The sequence below is a fragment of the Clostridium acetireducens DSM 10703 genome (genome assembly GCF_001758365.1).
GTDB classification, from domain to species: Bacteria; Bacillota; Clostridia; order Clostridiales; family Clostridiaceae; genus Clostridium_C; species Clostridium_C acetireducens.
On record NZ_LZFO01000040.1, the window covers coordinates 1 to 17,298 of the forward strand.

Annotated in this window: 16 protein-coding genes and 1 other RNA gene; 15 read left to right on the forward strand and 2 right to left on the reverse strand. The window is 27.5% G+C overall.

All coding sequences use genetic code 11. From position 1 onward, the window contains the following. Nucleotides 1-201 precede the first annotated feature (201 nt). The 7 genes from tpiA to ssrA all read left to right on the forward strand — a co-directional run bounded on the left by tpiA (nt 202) and on the right by ssrA (nt 7,875). On the forward strand, nt 202-948 hold the full coding sequence (gene tpiA / locus CLOACE_RS10270) for a triose-phosphate isomerase (protein ID WP_070111065.1): 747 nt from the start codon (nt 202-204) through the stop codon (nt 946-948). 126 nt (nt 949-1,074) lie between these two features. Further along, nucleotides 1,075-2,607: a 2,3-bisphosphoglycerate-independent phosphoglycerate mutase gene (gene gpmI / locus CLOACE_RS10275; RefSeq protein WP_070111067.1), complete on the forward strand. Its 1,533-nt coding sequence runs from the start codon at nt 1,075-1,077 to the stop codon at nt 2,605-2,607. 21 nt (nt 2,608-2,628) lie between these two features. Then, a complete protein-coding gene (eno, locus tag CLOACE_RS10280) occupies nt 2,629-3,927 on the forward strand; it encodes a phosphopyruvate hydratase (RefSeq protein WP_070111069.1) in 1,299 nt (432 codons plus the stop codon). A 222-nt stretch (nt 3,928-4,149) separates the two neighbouring features. Then, on the forward strand, nt 4,150-4,383 hold the full coding sequence (gene secG / locus CLOACE_RS10285) for a preprotein translocase subunit SecG (RefSeq protein ID WP_070111071.1): 234 nt from the start codon (nt 4,150-4,152) through the stop codon (nt 4,381-4,383). A gap of 190 nt (nt 4,384-4,573) precedes the next feature. Continuing rightward, the gene (gene rnr, locus CLOACE_RS10290; RefSeq protein WP_070111074.1) at nt 4,574-6,724 is read left to right on the forward strand and encodes a ribonuclease R; all 2,151 of its coding nucleotides are present in this window, start codon (nt 4,574-4,576) and stop codon (nt 6,722-6,724) included. Between the two features lie 195 nt (nt 6,725-6,919). Continuing rightward, on the forward strand, nt 6,920-7,396 hold the full coding sequence (gene smpB / locus CLOACE_RS10295) for an SsrA-binding protein SmpB (RefSeq protein ID WP_070111076.1): 477 nt from the start codon (nt 6,920-6,922) through the stop codon (nt 7,394-7,396). Between the two features lie 126 nt (nt 7,397-7,522). Continuing rightward, nucleotides 7,523-7,875: a transfer-messenger RNA gene (ssrA, locus tag CLOACE_RS10300) on the forward strand. Between the two features lie 73 nt (nt 7,876-7,948). Here ssrA and CLOACE_RS10305 read toward each other — a convergent pair. Next, entirely contained in the window at nt 7,949-8,773 is an 825-nt protein-coding gene (locus tag CLOACE_RS10305) for a MerR family transcriptional regulator (protein ID WP_070111078.1), read from the reverse strand. Between the two features lie 117 nt (nt 8,774-8,890). Between CLOACE_RS10305 and CLOACE_RS10310 the strand changes: the two genes are divergently transcribed. The 6 genes from CLOACE_RS10310 to mscL all read left to right on the forward strand — a co-directional run bounded on the left by CLOACE_RS10310 (nt 8,891) and on the right by mscL (nt 15,278). Then, the gene (locus tag CLOACE_RS10310) at nt 8,891-10,249 is read left to right on the forward strand and encodes an MATE family efflux transporter (protein WP_242866469.1); all 1,359 of its coding nucleotides are present in this window, start codon (nt 8,891-8,893) and stop codon (nt 10,247-10,249) included. Nucleotides 10,250-10,415: 166 nt separating this feature from the next. After that, on the forward strand, nt 10,416-11,924 hold the full coding sequence (locus CLOACE_RS10315) for a DUF1846 domain-containing protein (RefSeq protein WP_070111082.1): 1,509 nt from the start codon (nt 10,416-10,418) through the stop codon (nt 11,922-11,924). Nucleotides 11,925-12,177: 253 nt separating this feature from the next. Next, complete coding sequence (locus tag CLOACE_RS10320) at nt 12,178-12,906, forward strand: DUF421 domain-containing protein (RefSeq protein WP_070111084.1); 729 nt, start codon at nt 12,178-12,180, stop codon at nt 12,904-12,906. Between the two features lie 11 nt (nt 12,907-12,917). Continuing rightward, nucleotides 12,918-13,283, forward strand: coding sequence for a DUF4363 family protein (locus CLOACE_RS10325; RefSeq protein ID WP_070111086.1), 366 nt, complete (start codon nt 12,918-12,920; stop codon nt 13,281-13,283). A 76-nt stretch (nt 13,284-13,359) separates the two neighbouring features. Next, nucleotides 13,360-14,646: a glycoside hydrolase family 18 protein gene (locus CLOACE_RS10330; RefSeq protein ID WP_070111088.1), complete on the forward strand. Its 1,287-nt coding sequence runs from the start codon at nt 13,360-13,362 to the stop codon at nt 14,644-14,646. Between the two features lie 200 nt (nt 14,647-14,846). After that, nucleotides 14,847-15,278 (forward strand): large-conductance mechanosensitive channel protein MscL, encoded by a 432-nt coding sequence (gene mscL, locus CLOACE_RS10335; RefSeq protein WP_070111090.1) that lies wholly within the window; start codon nt 14,847-14,849, stop codon nt 15,276-15,278. 44 nt (nt 15,279-15,322) lie between these two features. Here mscL and CLOACE_RS10340 read toward each other — a convergent pair whose 3' ends face one another. Beyond that, on the reverse strand, nt 15,323-15,877 hold the full coding sequence (locus CLOACE_RS10340) for a nitroreductase family protein (protein ID WP_070111092.1): 555 nt from the start codon (nt 15,875-15,877) through the stop codon (nt 15,323-15,325). 339 nt (nt 15,878-16,216) lie between these two features. Here CLOACE_RS10340 and CLOACE_RS10345 point away from each other — a divergent pair, with 339 nt between their 5' ends. Both CLOACE_RS10345 and CLOACE_RS10350 read left to right on the forward strand, forming a co-directional pair. Then, on the forward strand, nt 16,217-16,693 hold the full coding sequence (locus tag CLOACE_RS10345; protein WP_070111094.1) for a hypothetical protein: 477 nt from the start codon (nt 16,217-16,219) through the stop codon (nt 16,691-16,693). After that, nucleotides 16,680-17,177 carry an accessory gene regulator ArgB-like protein gene (locus tag CLOACE_RS10350; protein WP_070111096.1) on the forward strand — a complete coding sequence of 166 codons (498 nt, stop codon included), beginning with the start codon at nt 16,680-16,682 and terminating at the stop codon, nt 17,175-17,177. Before CLOACE_RS10345 ends, CLOACE_RS10350 begins: the two co-directional genes overlap by 14 nt. Nucleotides 17,178-17,298 lie beyond the last annotated feature (121 nt).

The following is a 17,298-nucleotide window of genomic DNA, read 5'->3' on the forward strand; positions in this document are numbered from 1 at the left end:
TTCATAAACGTCACAGAGATGAATTTGGTTTTTAATATTGATCATAAGGATACCTCCAAGAATTTATATTTTGTGATTATTATATATATTCGACATTAAGTGGGGGAAATCCTTTTTGATAAAGCTTAAAAATCCTTGAACCCTAACGGGTTTAGGGTTTTGCAAGCGGCTAAATGATAAATAAAATAGGGGGAATTTTTAATGAGAAAATCTATAATTGCAGGAAACTGGAAAATGCATAATACTGTAGAGGAAGCAGTAAAATTAGTTGAGGATTTAAAACCATTAGTAAAAGATGCAAAATGTGATGTAGTAGTTTGTCCTACTTTTGTGTGCTTAGATGCTGTTTTAAAGGCTTGTAGAGGAACTAATATAAAAGTAGGAGCACAAAATATGCACTTTGAAGAAAAGGGAGCTTTTACAGGAGAAGTATCTCCAAATATGTTACAAGTAATGAAAGTAGATTACGTTATAATAGGACATAGCGAAAGAAGACAATACTTTAATGAAACAGATGAATCTATAAATAAAAAAATAAAAGCAGCTTTTGAACATAATCTAAATCCTATATTATGTGTAGGAGAAACTTTAGAAGAAAGAGAAGCTAATGTAACAAAAGAAGTATTATCTAAACAAGTTAAATTAGATTTAAAAGATCTTACTAAAGAACAAGTAGAAAAAATGGTTGTAGCTTATGAACCTATTTGGGCAATAGGTACAGGAAAAACAGCTACATCAGAAATGGCTAATGAAACAATAGCATCTATAAGAAATGCTATAAAAGAAGTATTTGGAGAAGAAGTTTCTGAAAAAGTAAGAATTCAATATGGTGGTTCTGTAAAACCAAATACTATAAAAGAACAAATGGCTCAGCCTAATATAGATGGAGCATTAGTAGGAGGAGCTAGTCTAAAAGCAGATGATTTTTCAAAAATAGTTAATTATTAAAAACATAAAAGTAGAGAGTTATTGAGTAAAAGCTATAGCCTAATGCTCTCTGCTTTTAATTTTATTTGAAAATTTACATAGAATTATTAGATAATTTAAATTCATCATATAAAAGGGAGTGTAAATATGAGTAAAGCACCAGTTATGTTAATGATATTAGATGGCTTTGGTATTACAGATAAAGTAGATGGGAATGCAATAAAAGCAGCGTATAAACCTAATTTTGATAGACTTTATGAAAATTATCCCCACACAAAAATTTGTGCTAGTGGATTAGCTGTAGGACTTCCAGAGGGACAAATGGGAAATTCAGAAGTCGGTCATATGAATATAGGCTCTGGAAGAATAATATATCAAGAACTTACTAGAATAAGTAAAGATATAAAAGAAGGTAAATTTTTTGAAAATGAAGTATTTAATAATATTATGGATAAAACTTTGCAAAATGAATCTTCCTCTCTTCATTTATTAGGGCTTTTATCTGACGGAGGAGTTCATTCTCATATAAACCACTTAAAAGCTCTATTAAAAATGGCTAAAATGAAAGGAATAAATAAAGTTTATGTTCATGCCTTTTTAGATGGAAGAGATGTCCCTCCCTCTTCAGCAAAAGAATATATAAAAGAAATAGAAGAATATATGAAGGAAATAAAAACAGGAAAAATAGCAACAATATCTGGCAGATATTATGCAATGGATAGAGATAAAAGATGGGAAAGAATTGAACTTGCATATAATGCATTAGTATTAGGTGAAGGAGAAATTGCAAATAATTCCTTGGAAGCAATTGAGAATTCGTATCATGATAATAAAACAGATGAATTTGTACTGCCTACAGTAATACTTGAAGAAGGTCATGCTACTGGCAAAATTAAAAATGGAGATTCAATAATATTTTTTAATTTTAGACCAGATAGAGCTAGAGAATTAACAAGAGCTTTAAACGATAAAGTGTTTGATGGCTTTGAAAGGGAAACCTTAAATTTAAATTACGTTTGTATGACTCAATATGATAAAACTATAGAAAATGTAGAAATAGCGTATAAACCAGAGAAATACTTCAATACATTAGGAGAATATATAAGTTCTTTAGGCAAAAAACAATTAAGAATAGCTGAAACAGAAAAGTATGCTCATGTTACTTTTTTCTTCAATGGAGGAGTAGAAACACCTTATGAAAATGAAGACAGAATATTAGTTCCATCACCTAAAGTAGCTACTTATGATCTTCAACCAGAAATGAGTGCTTATAAAGTTACAGAAGAAGTATTAAAAAAAATAGATGAAAATATATATGATTTAATAATATTAAACTTTGCAAATCCAGATATGGTAGGTCACACTGGTGTATTTGAAGCAGCAAAAAAAGCTATAGAAGCAGTAGATGTATGTTTAGGCAAAGTAGTGGATAAAATATTAGAAAAGGAAGGCACAGTATTTATTACAGCAGACCATGGGAATTCAGAACAAATGATAGATTACTCCACAGGAAAACCAATGACAGCTCATACTTGTGATCCAGTTCCTTTTATATATGTATCAAAAAATGCTAAAAGTTTAAAAAATGATGGCATACTTGCAGATATAGCTCCAACTATATTAAATGAAATGAATATAAAAGTGCCAAAAGAAATGACAGGAGAAAGTTTAACAAAGTAAAGTTAGGAGAGGATATGTTATATGAAAAATTATGTGGAAATTGTAGATATAGTATCAAGACAAATACTAGATTCAAGAAGTAATCCTACAGTAGAAGTAGATGTTGTATTAGAAGATGGAACATTGGGAAGAGCTGCTGTACCATCAGGAGCTTCTACAGGAATGTATGAAGCAGTGGAAATGAGAGATGAAGATAAATCAAAATATAATGGAAAAGGCGTATTAAAGGCAGTAGATAATGTGAATAATTATATAGCACAAGAACTTATAGGATTAAATGTATTTGATCAAGTATATTTAGATAAAGCAATTTTAAAATTAGACGGCACTGATAATAAAGAAAAATTAGGAGCTAATGCAATACTTGGAGTGTCATTAGCTTGTGCAAAAGCAGCAGCTAAATACTTAGGAATACCTCTTTATCAATACATAGGTGGTGTTAAAGCTAGAGTACTTCCTGTACCTATGATGAATATAATTAATGGGGGAAAACACGCTGATAATAATGTTGATTTACAAGAATTTATGATAATGCCTGTTGGAGCTAAAAGTTTTAGTGAAGCATTAAGAATGAGTTCTGAAGTATATCATTCTTTAAAAAATTTACTTAAACAAAAAGGTTATGATACAGGTGTAGGAGATGAAGGTGGATTTGCTCCAAATTTAAAATCTAATGAAGAAGCTATACAAGTAATAATAGAAGCTATAGAAAAGTGCGGATATACTCCTGGAAAAGATATATATATAGCTTTAGACCCTGCTGCTTCTGAATTTTATAAAAATAGAAAATACAATTTACAAGGGGAAAACAGATCATTAAGTAGCGAAGAAATGGTAGATTATTATGTAGATTTAGTAAATAAATACCCTATAATTTCAATAGAAGATGGCATGGCAGAAGAAGATTGGGAAGGTTGGAGTATAATAACTGAAAAATTAGGTAACAAAATTCAACTAGTAGGAGACGACCTATTTGTTACTAACACAAAAAGACTTAAAATGGGTATAGAAAGAAAAGTAGCAAATTCCATACTTATAAAATTAAATCAAATAGGAACATTAACAGAAACTTTAAATGCTATAGAAATGGCAGAAAGAGCTGGTTATACTGCAGTAATTTCTCATAGATCAGGAGAAACAGAAGATACTACAATATCAGATTTAGTAGTAGCAGTAAATGCAGGTCAAATTAAAACAGGAGCACCAGCTAGAAGTGAAAGAGTGGCAAAATATAATCAACTTATAAGAATAGAAGAAAAACTAGCAGAATCAGCAGAATATAGAGGGTTAGAGTCATTTTATAATATTAATGAAATATAAAAAATTGTTATGCAATTTTTTAGTTAAGAGATAAGAGGGAAAAGTTAAGAGTTGTGGAGAATTTTTCTCCATTGGCATTACGAAAAATTTTTGATTTTATTAGGAATTATAAGGGAGAGCACATTTGACAGATGGCAATTAAGGGGGATTTTTTTATTTCTTTTGCTGTATTGTAAATATTTTTTCTCTATGCTAAAATAATAAAGATTGGGAGGTGTAGATGTGAAAACGCTATTAGTTATATTGGATGTTATAGTATGTTTAATAATTATAGCACTTGTATTGATGCAACCAAGCAAAACCAATGGGTTAAGTGGATTTGTAACTGGTGGAGCTCAAGAGTCATTTTACTCAAAAAATAAATCTAGAACTTCTGAGGCAGCACTATCTAGAGCAACTGTATTTTTTGCAATAATTTTTGTATTAATAACAGCTGCATTAAATTTAGTAAAATAAATATTTTATATAAATCTGGTTAGCTTATGCTGACCTTTTTTTATTTTAAATTAAACTTTTAACCCTAAAAAATTAATTGACTTAATGAAATTTTTACTATATATTAAATTTTAAATAATAGATATTATGGAATATTTTTTAAAAATAAGTTAAATATAATACTATGGAAACTATTATGGGAGGAAAATTTATGAGTATAAGAGAAACTATTTTAAGCTTTATGGAAGAGCAGGCATATAAACCAATGAACATAAAAGAATTAGCTAGTGTATTTAATATAGGCAAAAAAGAAATAAAAGATTTTGAATACATACTTAAAGATATGGAAAAGGATGGTCAAATAATAAAAACTCGTACAGAACTTTACGGAGTTCCAGAAAGAATGGGATTAGTATTAGGTAAACTTCAAGGTCACCAAAAGGGATATGGGTTCTTAATTCCAGAAGAAGAAGGAAAAGAAGATGTATTTATACCAGCAGCTTGTATAAATGGGGCTATGAATGGAGATAAAGTAGTAGCTAGAGTAACTAAAGAAAAACTAAATGGAAAAAGATTAGAAGGAGAAATAATTAGAATATTAGAAAGAGCTAATAAAACATTAGTAGGAGTATATGAAGACAGTAAAAACTTTGGATTTGTTGTACCAGATGATAAAAGAATACACCAAGATATATTTATACCTAAAAATGATAAAATGGGAGCAAAAACAGGAGATGTAGTAATAGCAGAAATAATTTCCTGGCCTGAAAAAAGAAGAAATCCTGAAGGAAAAATTAAAGAAATAATAGGTAAAAAAGGAGAAAAGGGAATAGATATATTAACTATAATTAAAAAACACAATCTTCCAGAAGAATTCCCTAAAAAGGTTTTAGAATATGCAGAAAATATATCTTTTGAAATACCAAAGGAAGAATACAATAAAAGGGAAGATTTAAGAGATTTAAAAATAGTAACTATAGACGGTGAAGATGCTAAAGATTTAGATGATGCTATTTCTATAGAAAAACTAGCTAATGGAAATTACTATTTAGGAGTTCATATAGCCGATGTATCTCAATATGTAAAAGAAAAGAATCCACTAGATAAAGAAGCTTTAAAAAGAGCAACTTCTGTATACCTTATAGATAGAGTTATACCAATGCTTCCTAAAAGATTATCCAATGGCATATGCAGTTTAAATCCTAATGAAGATAGACTTACTTTAAGCTGTTTTATGGAAATAGATAAATCAGGAAAGGTAGTAGACCACTATGTTACAGAAAGCATAATAAAAACTAGTGAAAGAATGACTTACACAGATGTAACTAAAATATTAAGGGACAACGATGCAGAACTTATAGATAGATATGGTTACCTTGAAAAAGAATTCAAATTAATGGAAGAACTTTGTAAGATACTCTATAAAAAGAGAATAAATAGAGGTGCTATTGACTTTGATTTTGAAGAATGCAAAATAATTTTAGATGACAAGGGGAAACCAATAGATATAAGACCTTATGAAAGAGAAATTGCCAATAGAATTATAGAAGAATTTATGCTTGTTTGTAATGAAACTATAGCAGAGCACATGTTTTGGGCTAATTTGCCTTTTGTATATAGAGTTCATGAAGATCCAGATGAAGAAAAACTTGCACACTTTAATGAATTTGTACATAACTTAGGATATGTAATAAGAATGACAAAGGAAATTCATCCTAAAACATTGCAAGAAATAATAGAAAAGGTAAAAGGAAAAAAAGAAGAAACCGTAGTAAGTACTTTGCTTCTTCGTTCATTAAAGCAAGCTAGATATTCACCAGAATGTATAGGTCACTTTGGATTAGCTGCAAGATATTATTGCCATTTTACATCTCCAATTAGAAGATATCCAGATCTTATAATTCATAGAATAATAAAAGAATTTATAAATGAAGGAATAGATGAAAAAAGAACAAGAAAACTAACAACAGAAGTAGAATATGCTTCAAAACAATCTTCAGAAATGGAAAGAATAGCAGAAGAAGCAGAAAGAGAAGTAGATGATTTAAAGAAAGCTGAATATATGAAAGAAAGAATAGGAGAAGAATACGAAGGTATAGTATCATCTGTTACAAACTTTGGGATGTTTGTAGAACTTCCAAATACAGTAGAGGGATTAGTTCATATAAGTACTATGGATGATGACTATTATATTTATGATGAAAGTCATTTAAGTTTAGTAGGAGAAAGAAGTAAAAAGATATATAGATTAGGTGACCAAGTAAAAATAAGAGTAGATAGGGTAGATATAGAAAATCGTGAAATTTTCTTTGAATTAGTAAAAGAACAAATAGAAGAAAAAACAGAAAATGTTGATTTATAATAAAAATTCACACTTTAAATGTAACTGACATAAACATTTAATTTAAAAAGAGAAATAAATATTTAAATCCCATCTTTATTAAGGTTTTTACCCTACAAAGATGGGATTTGTATGTTGACTATTACTTTATTTGATGATACAATGTAATACTACAGATACAAAGAATAAGGCAACATATAAAAGTAGGTGTTTTAAATGGCTAAATCCAAAGATAGTAGAAATAAAGTACTAGCAGAAAACAGAAAAGCTAGGCACGATTATTTTATAGAAGAAGGATTCGAAGCAGGAATAGAACTTGTAGGTACAGAAGTTAAATCTATAAGAGCAGGAAAAGCAAACTTAAAAGACTGCTATGCAGAAGTAAGAAATGGAGAAGTATTTGTATGTAATATGCATATAAGTCCTTATGAACAAGGAAACATATTTAATAAAGATCCTTTAAGAGAAAGAAGATTGCTTTTGCACAAAAAAGAAATAAACAGACTAGCAGGTTATATATCTCAACAAGGCTATACTTTAATACCCATATCTCTTTATTTAAAAAATGGAAGAGTAAAAGTAAATTTAGCAGTAGCAAAAGGTAAGAAAAATTACGATAAGAGAGATTCAATGTTAGCAAAAGCTGCTAAAAGAGATATGGAAAGACAATTAAAAGAAAGAATGAAATACTAATTTACACTTGTATATTAATAGCAAAATGGCATAAACTTAATACTTGATAAATAATTTTATATAGTGTAATATGTATTTTGTAATGTAGATAATAATTAATTTTATTATATAAAAATCAAATAACATGGGGGCGTACTTGGCTTCGACGGGGGTACGCTGCTTTCGAGAAGCGAGTCGAAGGTTTCCTGGACCTGCGTTAAAAAACTGGGAACTTAAATTTAAACGCAAACGATAATTTAGCGTTAGCTGCCTAGTTGCAGCTCGTCAGCCTAAGAGTCCCACGACTTAGGGTCTGGCGTCGACAGTGGGGTCCCGAGCCTTACAAAGCTTTGAGTAAGGAACGGAATTTATGAAGCTACTAAAGTGAAGAGCCTGTCTATTGGCGCTTCATAGAGGGAATGTCAAAAGATAGACTGCACTCGGAGATGCTCGGGGGCTACTACCTTCGGACAGCGGTTCGACACCGCTCGCCTCCACCAATTAGAAAAACTGTATTGAATTATTCAATACAGTTTTTGCCTTATAAGAAATTATTCTAATTATTTCCATTTTTTACACCCCTGGGGTGTTTACAGTAACAGGAATTTGAATCTCAGTAATAAACTCTTCTTTTAAACTAGTTTCATGTACATCAATCTTATATATTTCTATAGGATCAGACATAATTTTATATTTATGTTCATTAATAAATGAAAATAACATTTGTATATATTTTTTGTTAGAAGAATAAGAGCCTTTATAAGAAATGCTTACATAATTTCCTTCATCAAGTATCAAATTATAATCATTTTCTCTATCATCTAATAAGCAAAATACAGATTTAAATTCATTATAAATACCTTTTTTAAGGCTATCCAAATTATATATAGCACCTACTTTTGTATTTCCTAAAAGATAAAATTTATCTTCATTCTTTTTTTGAAGTTTTTTTATTAAAAAATCTATTTCTTCATCACGAGAAACATTGCCATTTAACGTTAAAGCTTTTCTTTTTTCAATGTAAGTTAATTTAACAGTATTGAGAATTATGTTATCCTCTACATTTTTTATATTTTCAATTCTTTTTAATACATTATTTTTTAATAAATTTAGCTCTTCTATTTTATTATTTATAAGCTGAATTTCTTCATTTAACATATCTTTAGTGGTTTTTATAGTTCTATTATTTATGTATTTCTTAATTTTAACCATAGGAAAATTAAAATTACGTAGTTCTTTAATTAAATTTAGTTTCCAAATATCATTCATAGTATAAATTCTATATCCATTAGAATTTCTCATAGGTTTTAGTATACCAAGTTTTTCGTAATACATTAAAGAATCTCTAGATATAGCATATATCTTAGATATTTCCCCTATTTTATAATAATCTTTCATAATGTCCCCCTATCATCTATTTTCTTACAATCACTTAATTTATATTATAACTTATTAAAATTCAATTGACCTTAGTATTATACCAAGGTTTATAATTTAAATGAAGGGGTGACAATGATGGGTTATGCAACAGTAAATAATAAAAAAATGAAAAGAAAATTTATAAGGTATTTACTGCCCTCTGTATCGGCAATGTGGGTATATTCATTATATACAATGGTGGATGGAATATTTGTTAGTTGGGGCGTAGGAACTACTGGCATAGCTTCTGTAAATATTGCAATGCCTTTTATAAATTTTATTTTTGCTATATCAGTATTTTTTGCCACGGGAGCATCCACTCTTACATCTATAGCTTTAGGAAAAAATGATTCAAAAAGAGCTAATGAAATATTTACTATAAATTTTATTGCCATGGTGTTGATTTCAATAATAATAGTAATTTTAACACTATTGAATTTAAATAGTATAGCTACTTTTTTAGGTGCTAATGAATTAACTATAAATTATGTAAAAGATTATTTAAGAATAATAACTATATTTAATGGATTTTTTATCACATCTTACTGCTTAGAAGTTTTTACAAAAACAGATGGATTTCCCTACTTGGCAATAGTTGGAGTTGTATCTTCTGCTTTAACAAATATAATTTTAGATTATTTATTTGTCATAAAATTTAATTGGGGAATAAAAGGAGCTGCTTATGCTACAGGCATTTCTCAGGTTATAGCTACATTAATTTACATAGTGCATTTCAATAAAAAGAAATCAAGATTAAAATTTATAAAATGTAAATTTGACTTTTCTCTTATTAAGGATATATTATCAATAGGATTACCAGATAGCTTAACAGAATTTTCAACAGGAGCAGTTATATATATATTTAATCAAATTATATTAAGTAATATTGGAAATAAAGGAATTGTAACCTATAGCATTATTTCTTACATAAACCTGTTGGTTTTAATGACAATGATAGGAATTACTCAAGGAATGCAACCTTTATGCAGTTTTTATTATGGTAAAGAAGATGAAAAGGCTGTAAATTCTTTATTTAACATGGCTGCTAAAACTATAACAATAACATCTGTGTTAATATTTATTATAGTAAATGTATTTTCTTCAGATATAATTGGAGTATTCATGCATAAAGTAACAGATAGAGAATTAATTAGTTATTCTATTAAAGCTATAAGAATATTTTCTTTATCTTTTATTATAGTAGGATATAATATTTTAATATCAGGATTCTTTGCAGCTATAGCAAAGCCTAAACATGCAACTATTATATCTATATCCAGAGGTTTTATTATTATAACTTTAACACTATTTATAATGACAAATATATTTGGAGAAATTGGCATATGGCTATCTACTGCTGTATCAGAAGGTATAAGTGTTTTCATATCTTTAATATTATTTAAGAATAATAGTTATGTTAAAGAGAAATTCTATGAATTATCAAAAGAAAGCTAATAAATTTTTCAGATATTTTACGTGTATAGAAAAATAATCTTATTTACTTTAAATCAAAGTTGTGTAATAATAAGAAGTTGTAAAACTATATTTACTGTTAATATTTATGAAAATATGTTAATACTAAAATAGTAGATAATGATTTTATATAGCGAGGGGTAAAAAGATGAAAATAGGATTTGACCATAAAAAATATTTAGAAGAACAATCAAAATATATTTTAGAAAGAGTTAATAATTACGATAAGTTGTATTTAGAATTTGGAGGAAAACTGTTATTTGATCTTCATGCAAAAAGAGTTTTGCCTGGATTTGACGAAAATGCAAAAATTAAATTATTACATAAATTAAAAGAAAAAGTTGAAGTTGTTATTTGTGTATATGCAGGAGATATTGAAAGAAATAAAATAAGAGGAGACTTTGGCATTACTTATGATATGGATGTTTTAAGATTAATTGATGATTTAAGAGCCTATGAACTTGATGTAAACAGTGTTGTAATAACAAGATATGATGGCCAACCAGCTACAACTGTTTTCATAAATAAGCTTGAACGTAGAGGCATAAAAGTATATAAACATAGAGCAACTAAAGGATATCCTACAGATGTAGATACTATTGTAAGTGATGAAGGATACGGAAAAAATCCATATATTGAAACAACAAAACCTATTGTTGTAGTAACAGCACCAGGACCTGGAAGTGGAAAATTGGCAACTTGCCTTAGTCAGCTTTATCACGAATATAAAAGAGGCAAAATTGCAGGTTACTCAAAATTTGAAACATTCCCTGTATGGAATGTTCCTTTAAAACATCCTTTAAACATAGCCTATGAAGCAGCAACGGCAGACCTTAAAGATGTAAATATGATTGATTCCTTTCACTTTGATGCTTACAATGAAATAGTTGTAAATTATAATCGTGATATTGAAACATTTCCTGTGCTTAGAAGAATTATAGAAAAAATAACAGGAAAAGAATCTGTATATAAATCTCCAACAGATATGGGAGTTAATAGAGTAGGATTTGGTATTATAGACGATGAAGTAGTTAAAGAAGCATCTAAGCAAGAGATAATAAGAAGATATTTTAAAACAGGATGCGAATACAAAAAAGGATATGTAGATAAAGAAACTTTTCATAGAGTAAAACTTATTATGGAAGAACTTAATTTAAAACAAGAAGATAGAAAAGTTGTTGTACCTGCAAGGGAACGTTCTGCTAAATTAAAGCAAGAAACTAATAAAAATGAAGTTTGTCCAGCAGTAGCCATAGAGCTTCATGACGGAACAATGCTTACTGGTAAAAGTTCAAATATAATGCATGCAACAGCTGCTGTAATTTTAAATGCTGTTAAACATTTTGCAAATATATATGATGAAATTCATCTTATTTCTCCAGTTATATTAGAACCAATTATAAATTTAAAATCAAAAACATTAAACAGCAAAAGTACAGCTTTAAGTTGTGAAGAAGTATTAATTGCACTTAGTATATGTGCTGCAACAAATCCAATTGCACAAGTAGCTATGGAAAAATTACCAATGCTAAAAGGATGTCAAGCTCATTCAACTACAATTTTAAGTAGAAGTGACGAGCAAACTTTTAGAAAGCTTGGCATAGATGTAACTTGTGACCCTGAATATCCTTCAGAAAGTTTATATTATAATAATTAAAGTATACAGTGTGAGTTTGAAGTAGAAAATACAAAAATATAGGTAGAAATCAATCAAAAGTAAATATAATTTATCTAGGAAAATTAATAAGGTTTAGGCTAATAGCTTAAACTTTATTAATTTTTATTTTTTAAATTATCCTTAAATATAATTAATAATAAATATTAATCGTAAGTATATTTTTATTTAGTATAAATTGTAATATTATGTTGCATAATATAATTATAATAACTATGAAGGAGAGGTCATAAAATTGAATGAGGGGTTAGTAGTAGCATTAAGATCTGTTATAGCTTTTTTTTCTCTTCTCATTTTTGCAAGAATTTTAGGAAAACAGCAAATAAGTCAACTTACATTTTTCGATTATGTATTAGGAATTACAATAGGTTCTACAGCTAGTACATTAACTACAGATTTATCCAGTAGAGCTTGGCCTCATTGGGTTGGACTTTTTATATGGGCAGTACTTGGTTATATGATGGAAAAAATAGCTATGAAGTGGAGATATGTTGGGAAATACATAGATGGAGAGCCTACAATTGTAATTGCAGATGGAAAAATACTAGAAGGAGAACTTAAAAAAATTGAATATAGAATATCTGATATTTTACAATTGCTTAGAAACAAAGAAATTTTTGATTTAAATCAAGTTAAATTTGCAATTTTGGAGTCTAATGGTCAAATTTCTATACTTAAAAAAGCAGAATATCAACCTTTAACACCTAAAGATATGAATATATCTGTATCTCCAGTAGATATGGGAACAGAAATAATTTATGATGGTATAATTGTAGACCAAAATTTAAAGCAGTTTAATAAAAATAGAAAATGGCTTATGAAAGAGTTAAAAAAGCAAGGAATTAAAGATGCATCAGAAGTATTTTTAGCAACTTTAGACTCTTCAGGAAATTTTTATATTGATAAATATGCAGACCATATTAAAAACTTAGTAGATATTGGTGATTACAAAGGACCATATTAAGGAGGATTACCTTGAGAAAATTTTTAACAACCATTATTCCAATTATTACATTAGGGTTTTTTATTTTAATTATGCTTAGTGGAAATTATCTTAAACGTCCTTTAGGAAAATATGATAATGTACCAAACTCTATTGAAGTAATTATTAAAGATGTAAATAGTGAAAATTGGAAAGAAGCTAATAAAAACACAGATGAATTAAATAAAATATGGAAAAGAATTGTTTCAAGAGTTCAATTTAGCTCTGAAAGAGATGAGATAAATGCATTAAGTGTAAATATAGCCCGACTTAAAGCAGCTATTATGGCTAAAGATAAAAATTCAGCATTATTGGAATTAGCAGAAGCTTATGAACATTGGGATTCATTAGGTAGATAAAAATTTAATATTTAGAACACAAATAAAACATTTGAATATATTAATTATTGATAGTATTTAAAAGAAGGTAGGATTATTGAAAATATATGTAGTTAGACCAGGAGATTCTGTTTGGTACATTGCCAGAAATTTTGTAGTTACTCCTGAAAGTATTATTGTTACTAATAAACTTAAATCTCCTTATGAACTAATTGTAGGTCAAACATTAGTTATTCCAACAATGGAGACAACTTATATTGTTAAACCAGGAGATAGTTTATGGTCTATTGCTAGAAAATTTGATGTTTCTGTAGATAGTATTATTATGTTAAATAATATTTTAAATCCTTTATTAATATATCCAGGGTTAGTATTGAGAATTCCAGAAAAATCAAAGAATTATGGATATATTGAAGTTAATGCTTTTATACAGCCTTCTAATCCAGAGAGAGAAAGAAATATCTTAAGCGATACAATAAATTATTTAACTTATATTGCACCTTTTAGTTATAATGTAAATGCTGATGGAAGTTTAACACCACTAAGCGATGAAACTATATTGGAAATAGCAAAAGAAAATAAAGTTGCTCCTATGTTATCTGTAACTAACTTATCAGGAATCAACTTTGACACAGAACTTATTAGTAATATATTAAATAATGACCAAGTCCAACAAAATTTAATAAATAATATGCTAAATATAATTAAAAATAAAGGATATTATGGAGTAATAATAGACTTTGAAAGAATTCCACCAGAAGATAGAGAAAAATACAATAACTTCTTAAGAAAAGTTGTAAATGCATTACATCCAAATTATATTGTAGCTACTGCTTTAGCTCCAAAAACTTATGATGTTACTACTGGTGCATGGCATGGAGCCCATGATTATAAAGCTCATGGTGAAATTGTTGATTTTGTCATAATTATGACTTATGAATGGGGATGGTCAGGAGGACCACCTATGGCTGTAGCACCTATAAATGAAGTTAGAAAAGTAATTAATTATGCAGTATCTGTAATTCCACCTAAAAAAATAATGATGGGAATGCCTTTGTACGGATATGATTGGACTCTTCCATATATGCCAGCAGGGGAATTTGCAGAAAGTATAGGAAATGAAGAAGCTATAGATAGAGCAAGAAAATATGGTGCAGCTATAAAATATGACCAAAAATCTCAATCACCTTACTATAACTATATAGATGAAAAAGGGAATGAACATGTTGTATGGTTTGAGGACGCTAGGAGTGTAGAAGCTAAATACAAATTAGTAAGTCAATATGGATTAAGAGGAGTAAGTTATTGGGTACTTTCAAAGCCTTTTACACAAAATTTTCAGTTGTTAGATAATATGTTTCACATTGTAAAGGTAGTGACATAAATATATGTAATATAGTAAAAATTATATATACTTATATTATTTTTAAGGTAGAGAAAACTTCTCTACCTTTTTATTTACAAAAATTTTAAAAAAATACTTGTTTTAAACATAATTATTCATTTATAATAAGTATTTGTAACCAATTATTTTTATTTAATTATTTTATGTAAATTAATTTTAAATAAAAGGAGGACAAGCTTTTGATTCAAGAATTCAAAAAATTTGCTTTAAAAGGAAATGTTATTGATATGGCAGTAGGTGTAGTTATAGGAGGCGCTTTCGGAAAAATAGTAACATCTTTGGTAAATGACATAATAATGCCTATTGTAGGAAATTTAGTTGGCAAGGTAGACTTTTCTAACTTATACATAAATCTAAGTGGAAAAAAGTTTAATTCATTAGCAGAAGCAAAAGCTGCTGGAGCAGCCACTATAAACTATGGATTATTTTTAAATAATGTATTGGATTTTTTAATTATTTCTTTTTCTATATTTATAGTAATTCGCCAATTAGGCAAATTTAAGAAAAAAGAAACAGTAGCACCAACTACTAAAAAATGTCCATTTTGTCTTAGTGAAATACCTATAGAAGCTACAAGATGCTCCCATTGTACATCTTACATAGAAGAATAAAATAAAAACCTCATCTTAGTTTAGATGGGGTTTTTGCTTTTGTATTATTTAATGTAGTTTATTACATCTCTTTTTCTTTCAGGAGTTTTTACAGGCTTTGACATATTCTTATATCCAATACAAAGGGCATAATAAGGAACATAGCCTTCAGGTATATTGAGTTTAGAAACTTCTTCTTTATGTTCAAAGAAGTGATTTACAAGTCCAACCCATACTGAACCAATATTTAAGCTTTCAGCAGCAATTGCCATGTTTTCAGTAGCAGCGGAACAATCTATAAGTGGAGAATAGGAATTTTCTCTTCCAGATACAATTATAACTGTAGGAGCATTATAAAATAAATGAAGTCTTTCACTTTTGCCCATAGCAGAAATCCACTCTTCTTCTGATTTTGCCATAAATTCTTTAGTCTTAGTACTTATATAATTTAACATATCTTTACTTTGTATAACAGTAAAGTGCCAAGGTTGGTCATTATGACCTGTTGGTGCAAATATTCCTGCTTCTAATATGGCATTTAAATGAGTATCTTGGATTTGTTCTTCAGTAAAACGTCTTATGCTTCGTCTATTCTTAATTGTTTCTATTACATTGTTCATTAGTAAAACCTCCTTATATAGTAGTGATTTATTGTATTTGATTATAATATTATATAGTTTTTTTATCAAGCCAAAATTAGGAAAAATTCCATATTATTTTAAATATATAAACACAATTTTTGAAGAATTATGTAATATATAATATTATACATAATTCCCTAATAATAAACATATTTTATTTATTCTCAAATTTTATTGAAATAATTGTAAATTTTATTATATTAATTCATATATATAAAAATTGTGTAAAATTTTTAAAAAAATAATTAAAATTATAATAAATTGTGTTATAATAGCAATATAAAGTAAAAGTATAAAATAGAAAGGGAAATTTCTAATATGATAGAGTTATCTATACAAGAATTTTTTTTTAGGACTATTTTAGAATCATTTTTGTTAATTTTAGCAGCATATTTATTATCTTATAAAAGTATAAATAAAAAATTGTGTTTTATATCTGCTATACTATTATCTTTAACAGTTTATTTAGTAAGAATGTTACCTATTTATTATGGAGTACATACTATAATAAATATTATGATATATATTTTACTATTAGTTTCCATAAATAAAATAACTATTATTAAAGCTATACCAATATCATTAGGTATATCTGTTATTTTGTCTATGTGTGAATTTATAAATTTTATTGTTATTGAAAGATTATTAAAAATTAAAGTTTCATTAATAAATAATTCTACAATTAAAATTTTATGTTTTATGCCTTCATTGTTATTATTTGCATTGATTTTATTAATATTTTACAAAGTACGGTATAAAAATAAAAAAGAGGGTTATAATAATGTATTTAATTGAAAAAATCTCAAATAAAATAGGAATTAAGATTGCTTTACTTTTAAAATTGGACAAGGATCATGAAGAAATTATTACTTATGGAGCTTTTAATTTATTTCAAATATTATTATCTATATTTTGGATTATAGTATTTGGATTTATTTTTGGGGTATTATTAGAATCTGTTATTATTCTTTTTACTATTAGTTTGTTGAGAAAATACTCAGGAGGAGTTCATTCTAATTCTCCTAATCGTTGTATTGTAATTGGAACGACTGTATCTATAGTATTAGCTTTAATGGTTAAGAAAATACTTTGCTACTTAGATGTTAAATTAATAATTATATTAACAGCAATAAGTTTTTTATATTCTTATTTTACTATTTTAAAATATGCTCCTGTAGATAGTCCAGCTAAACCTATAAAAAAAATAGAAACAAAAAATAAATTTAAAAAGACTTCTATATTAATACTTAATATTTCAATTATATCTATAATAGAGTAAATTTCATATTTTATAATCATTGATTTTACTAACTTTTTTATTATTCAAAAAGGAAATTCACCCCAAAATGTCGAATATTTAAGTACCACCAAAAATACACAACAAAGAGGAGTGAATACTT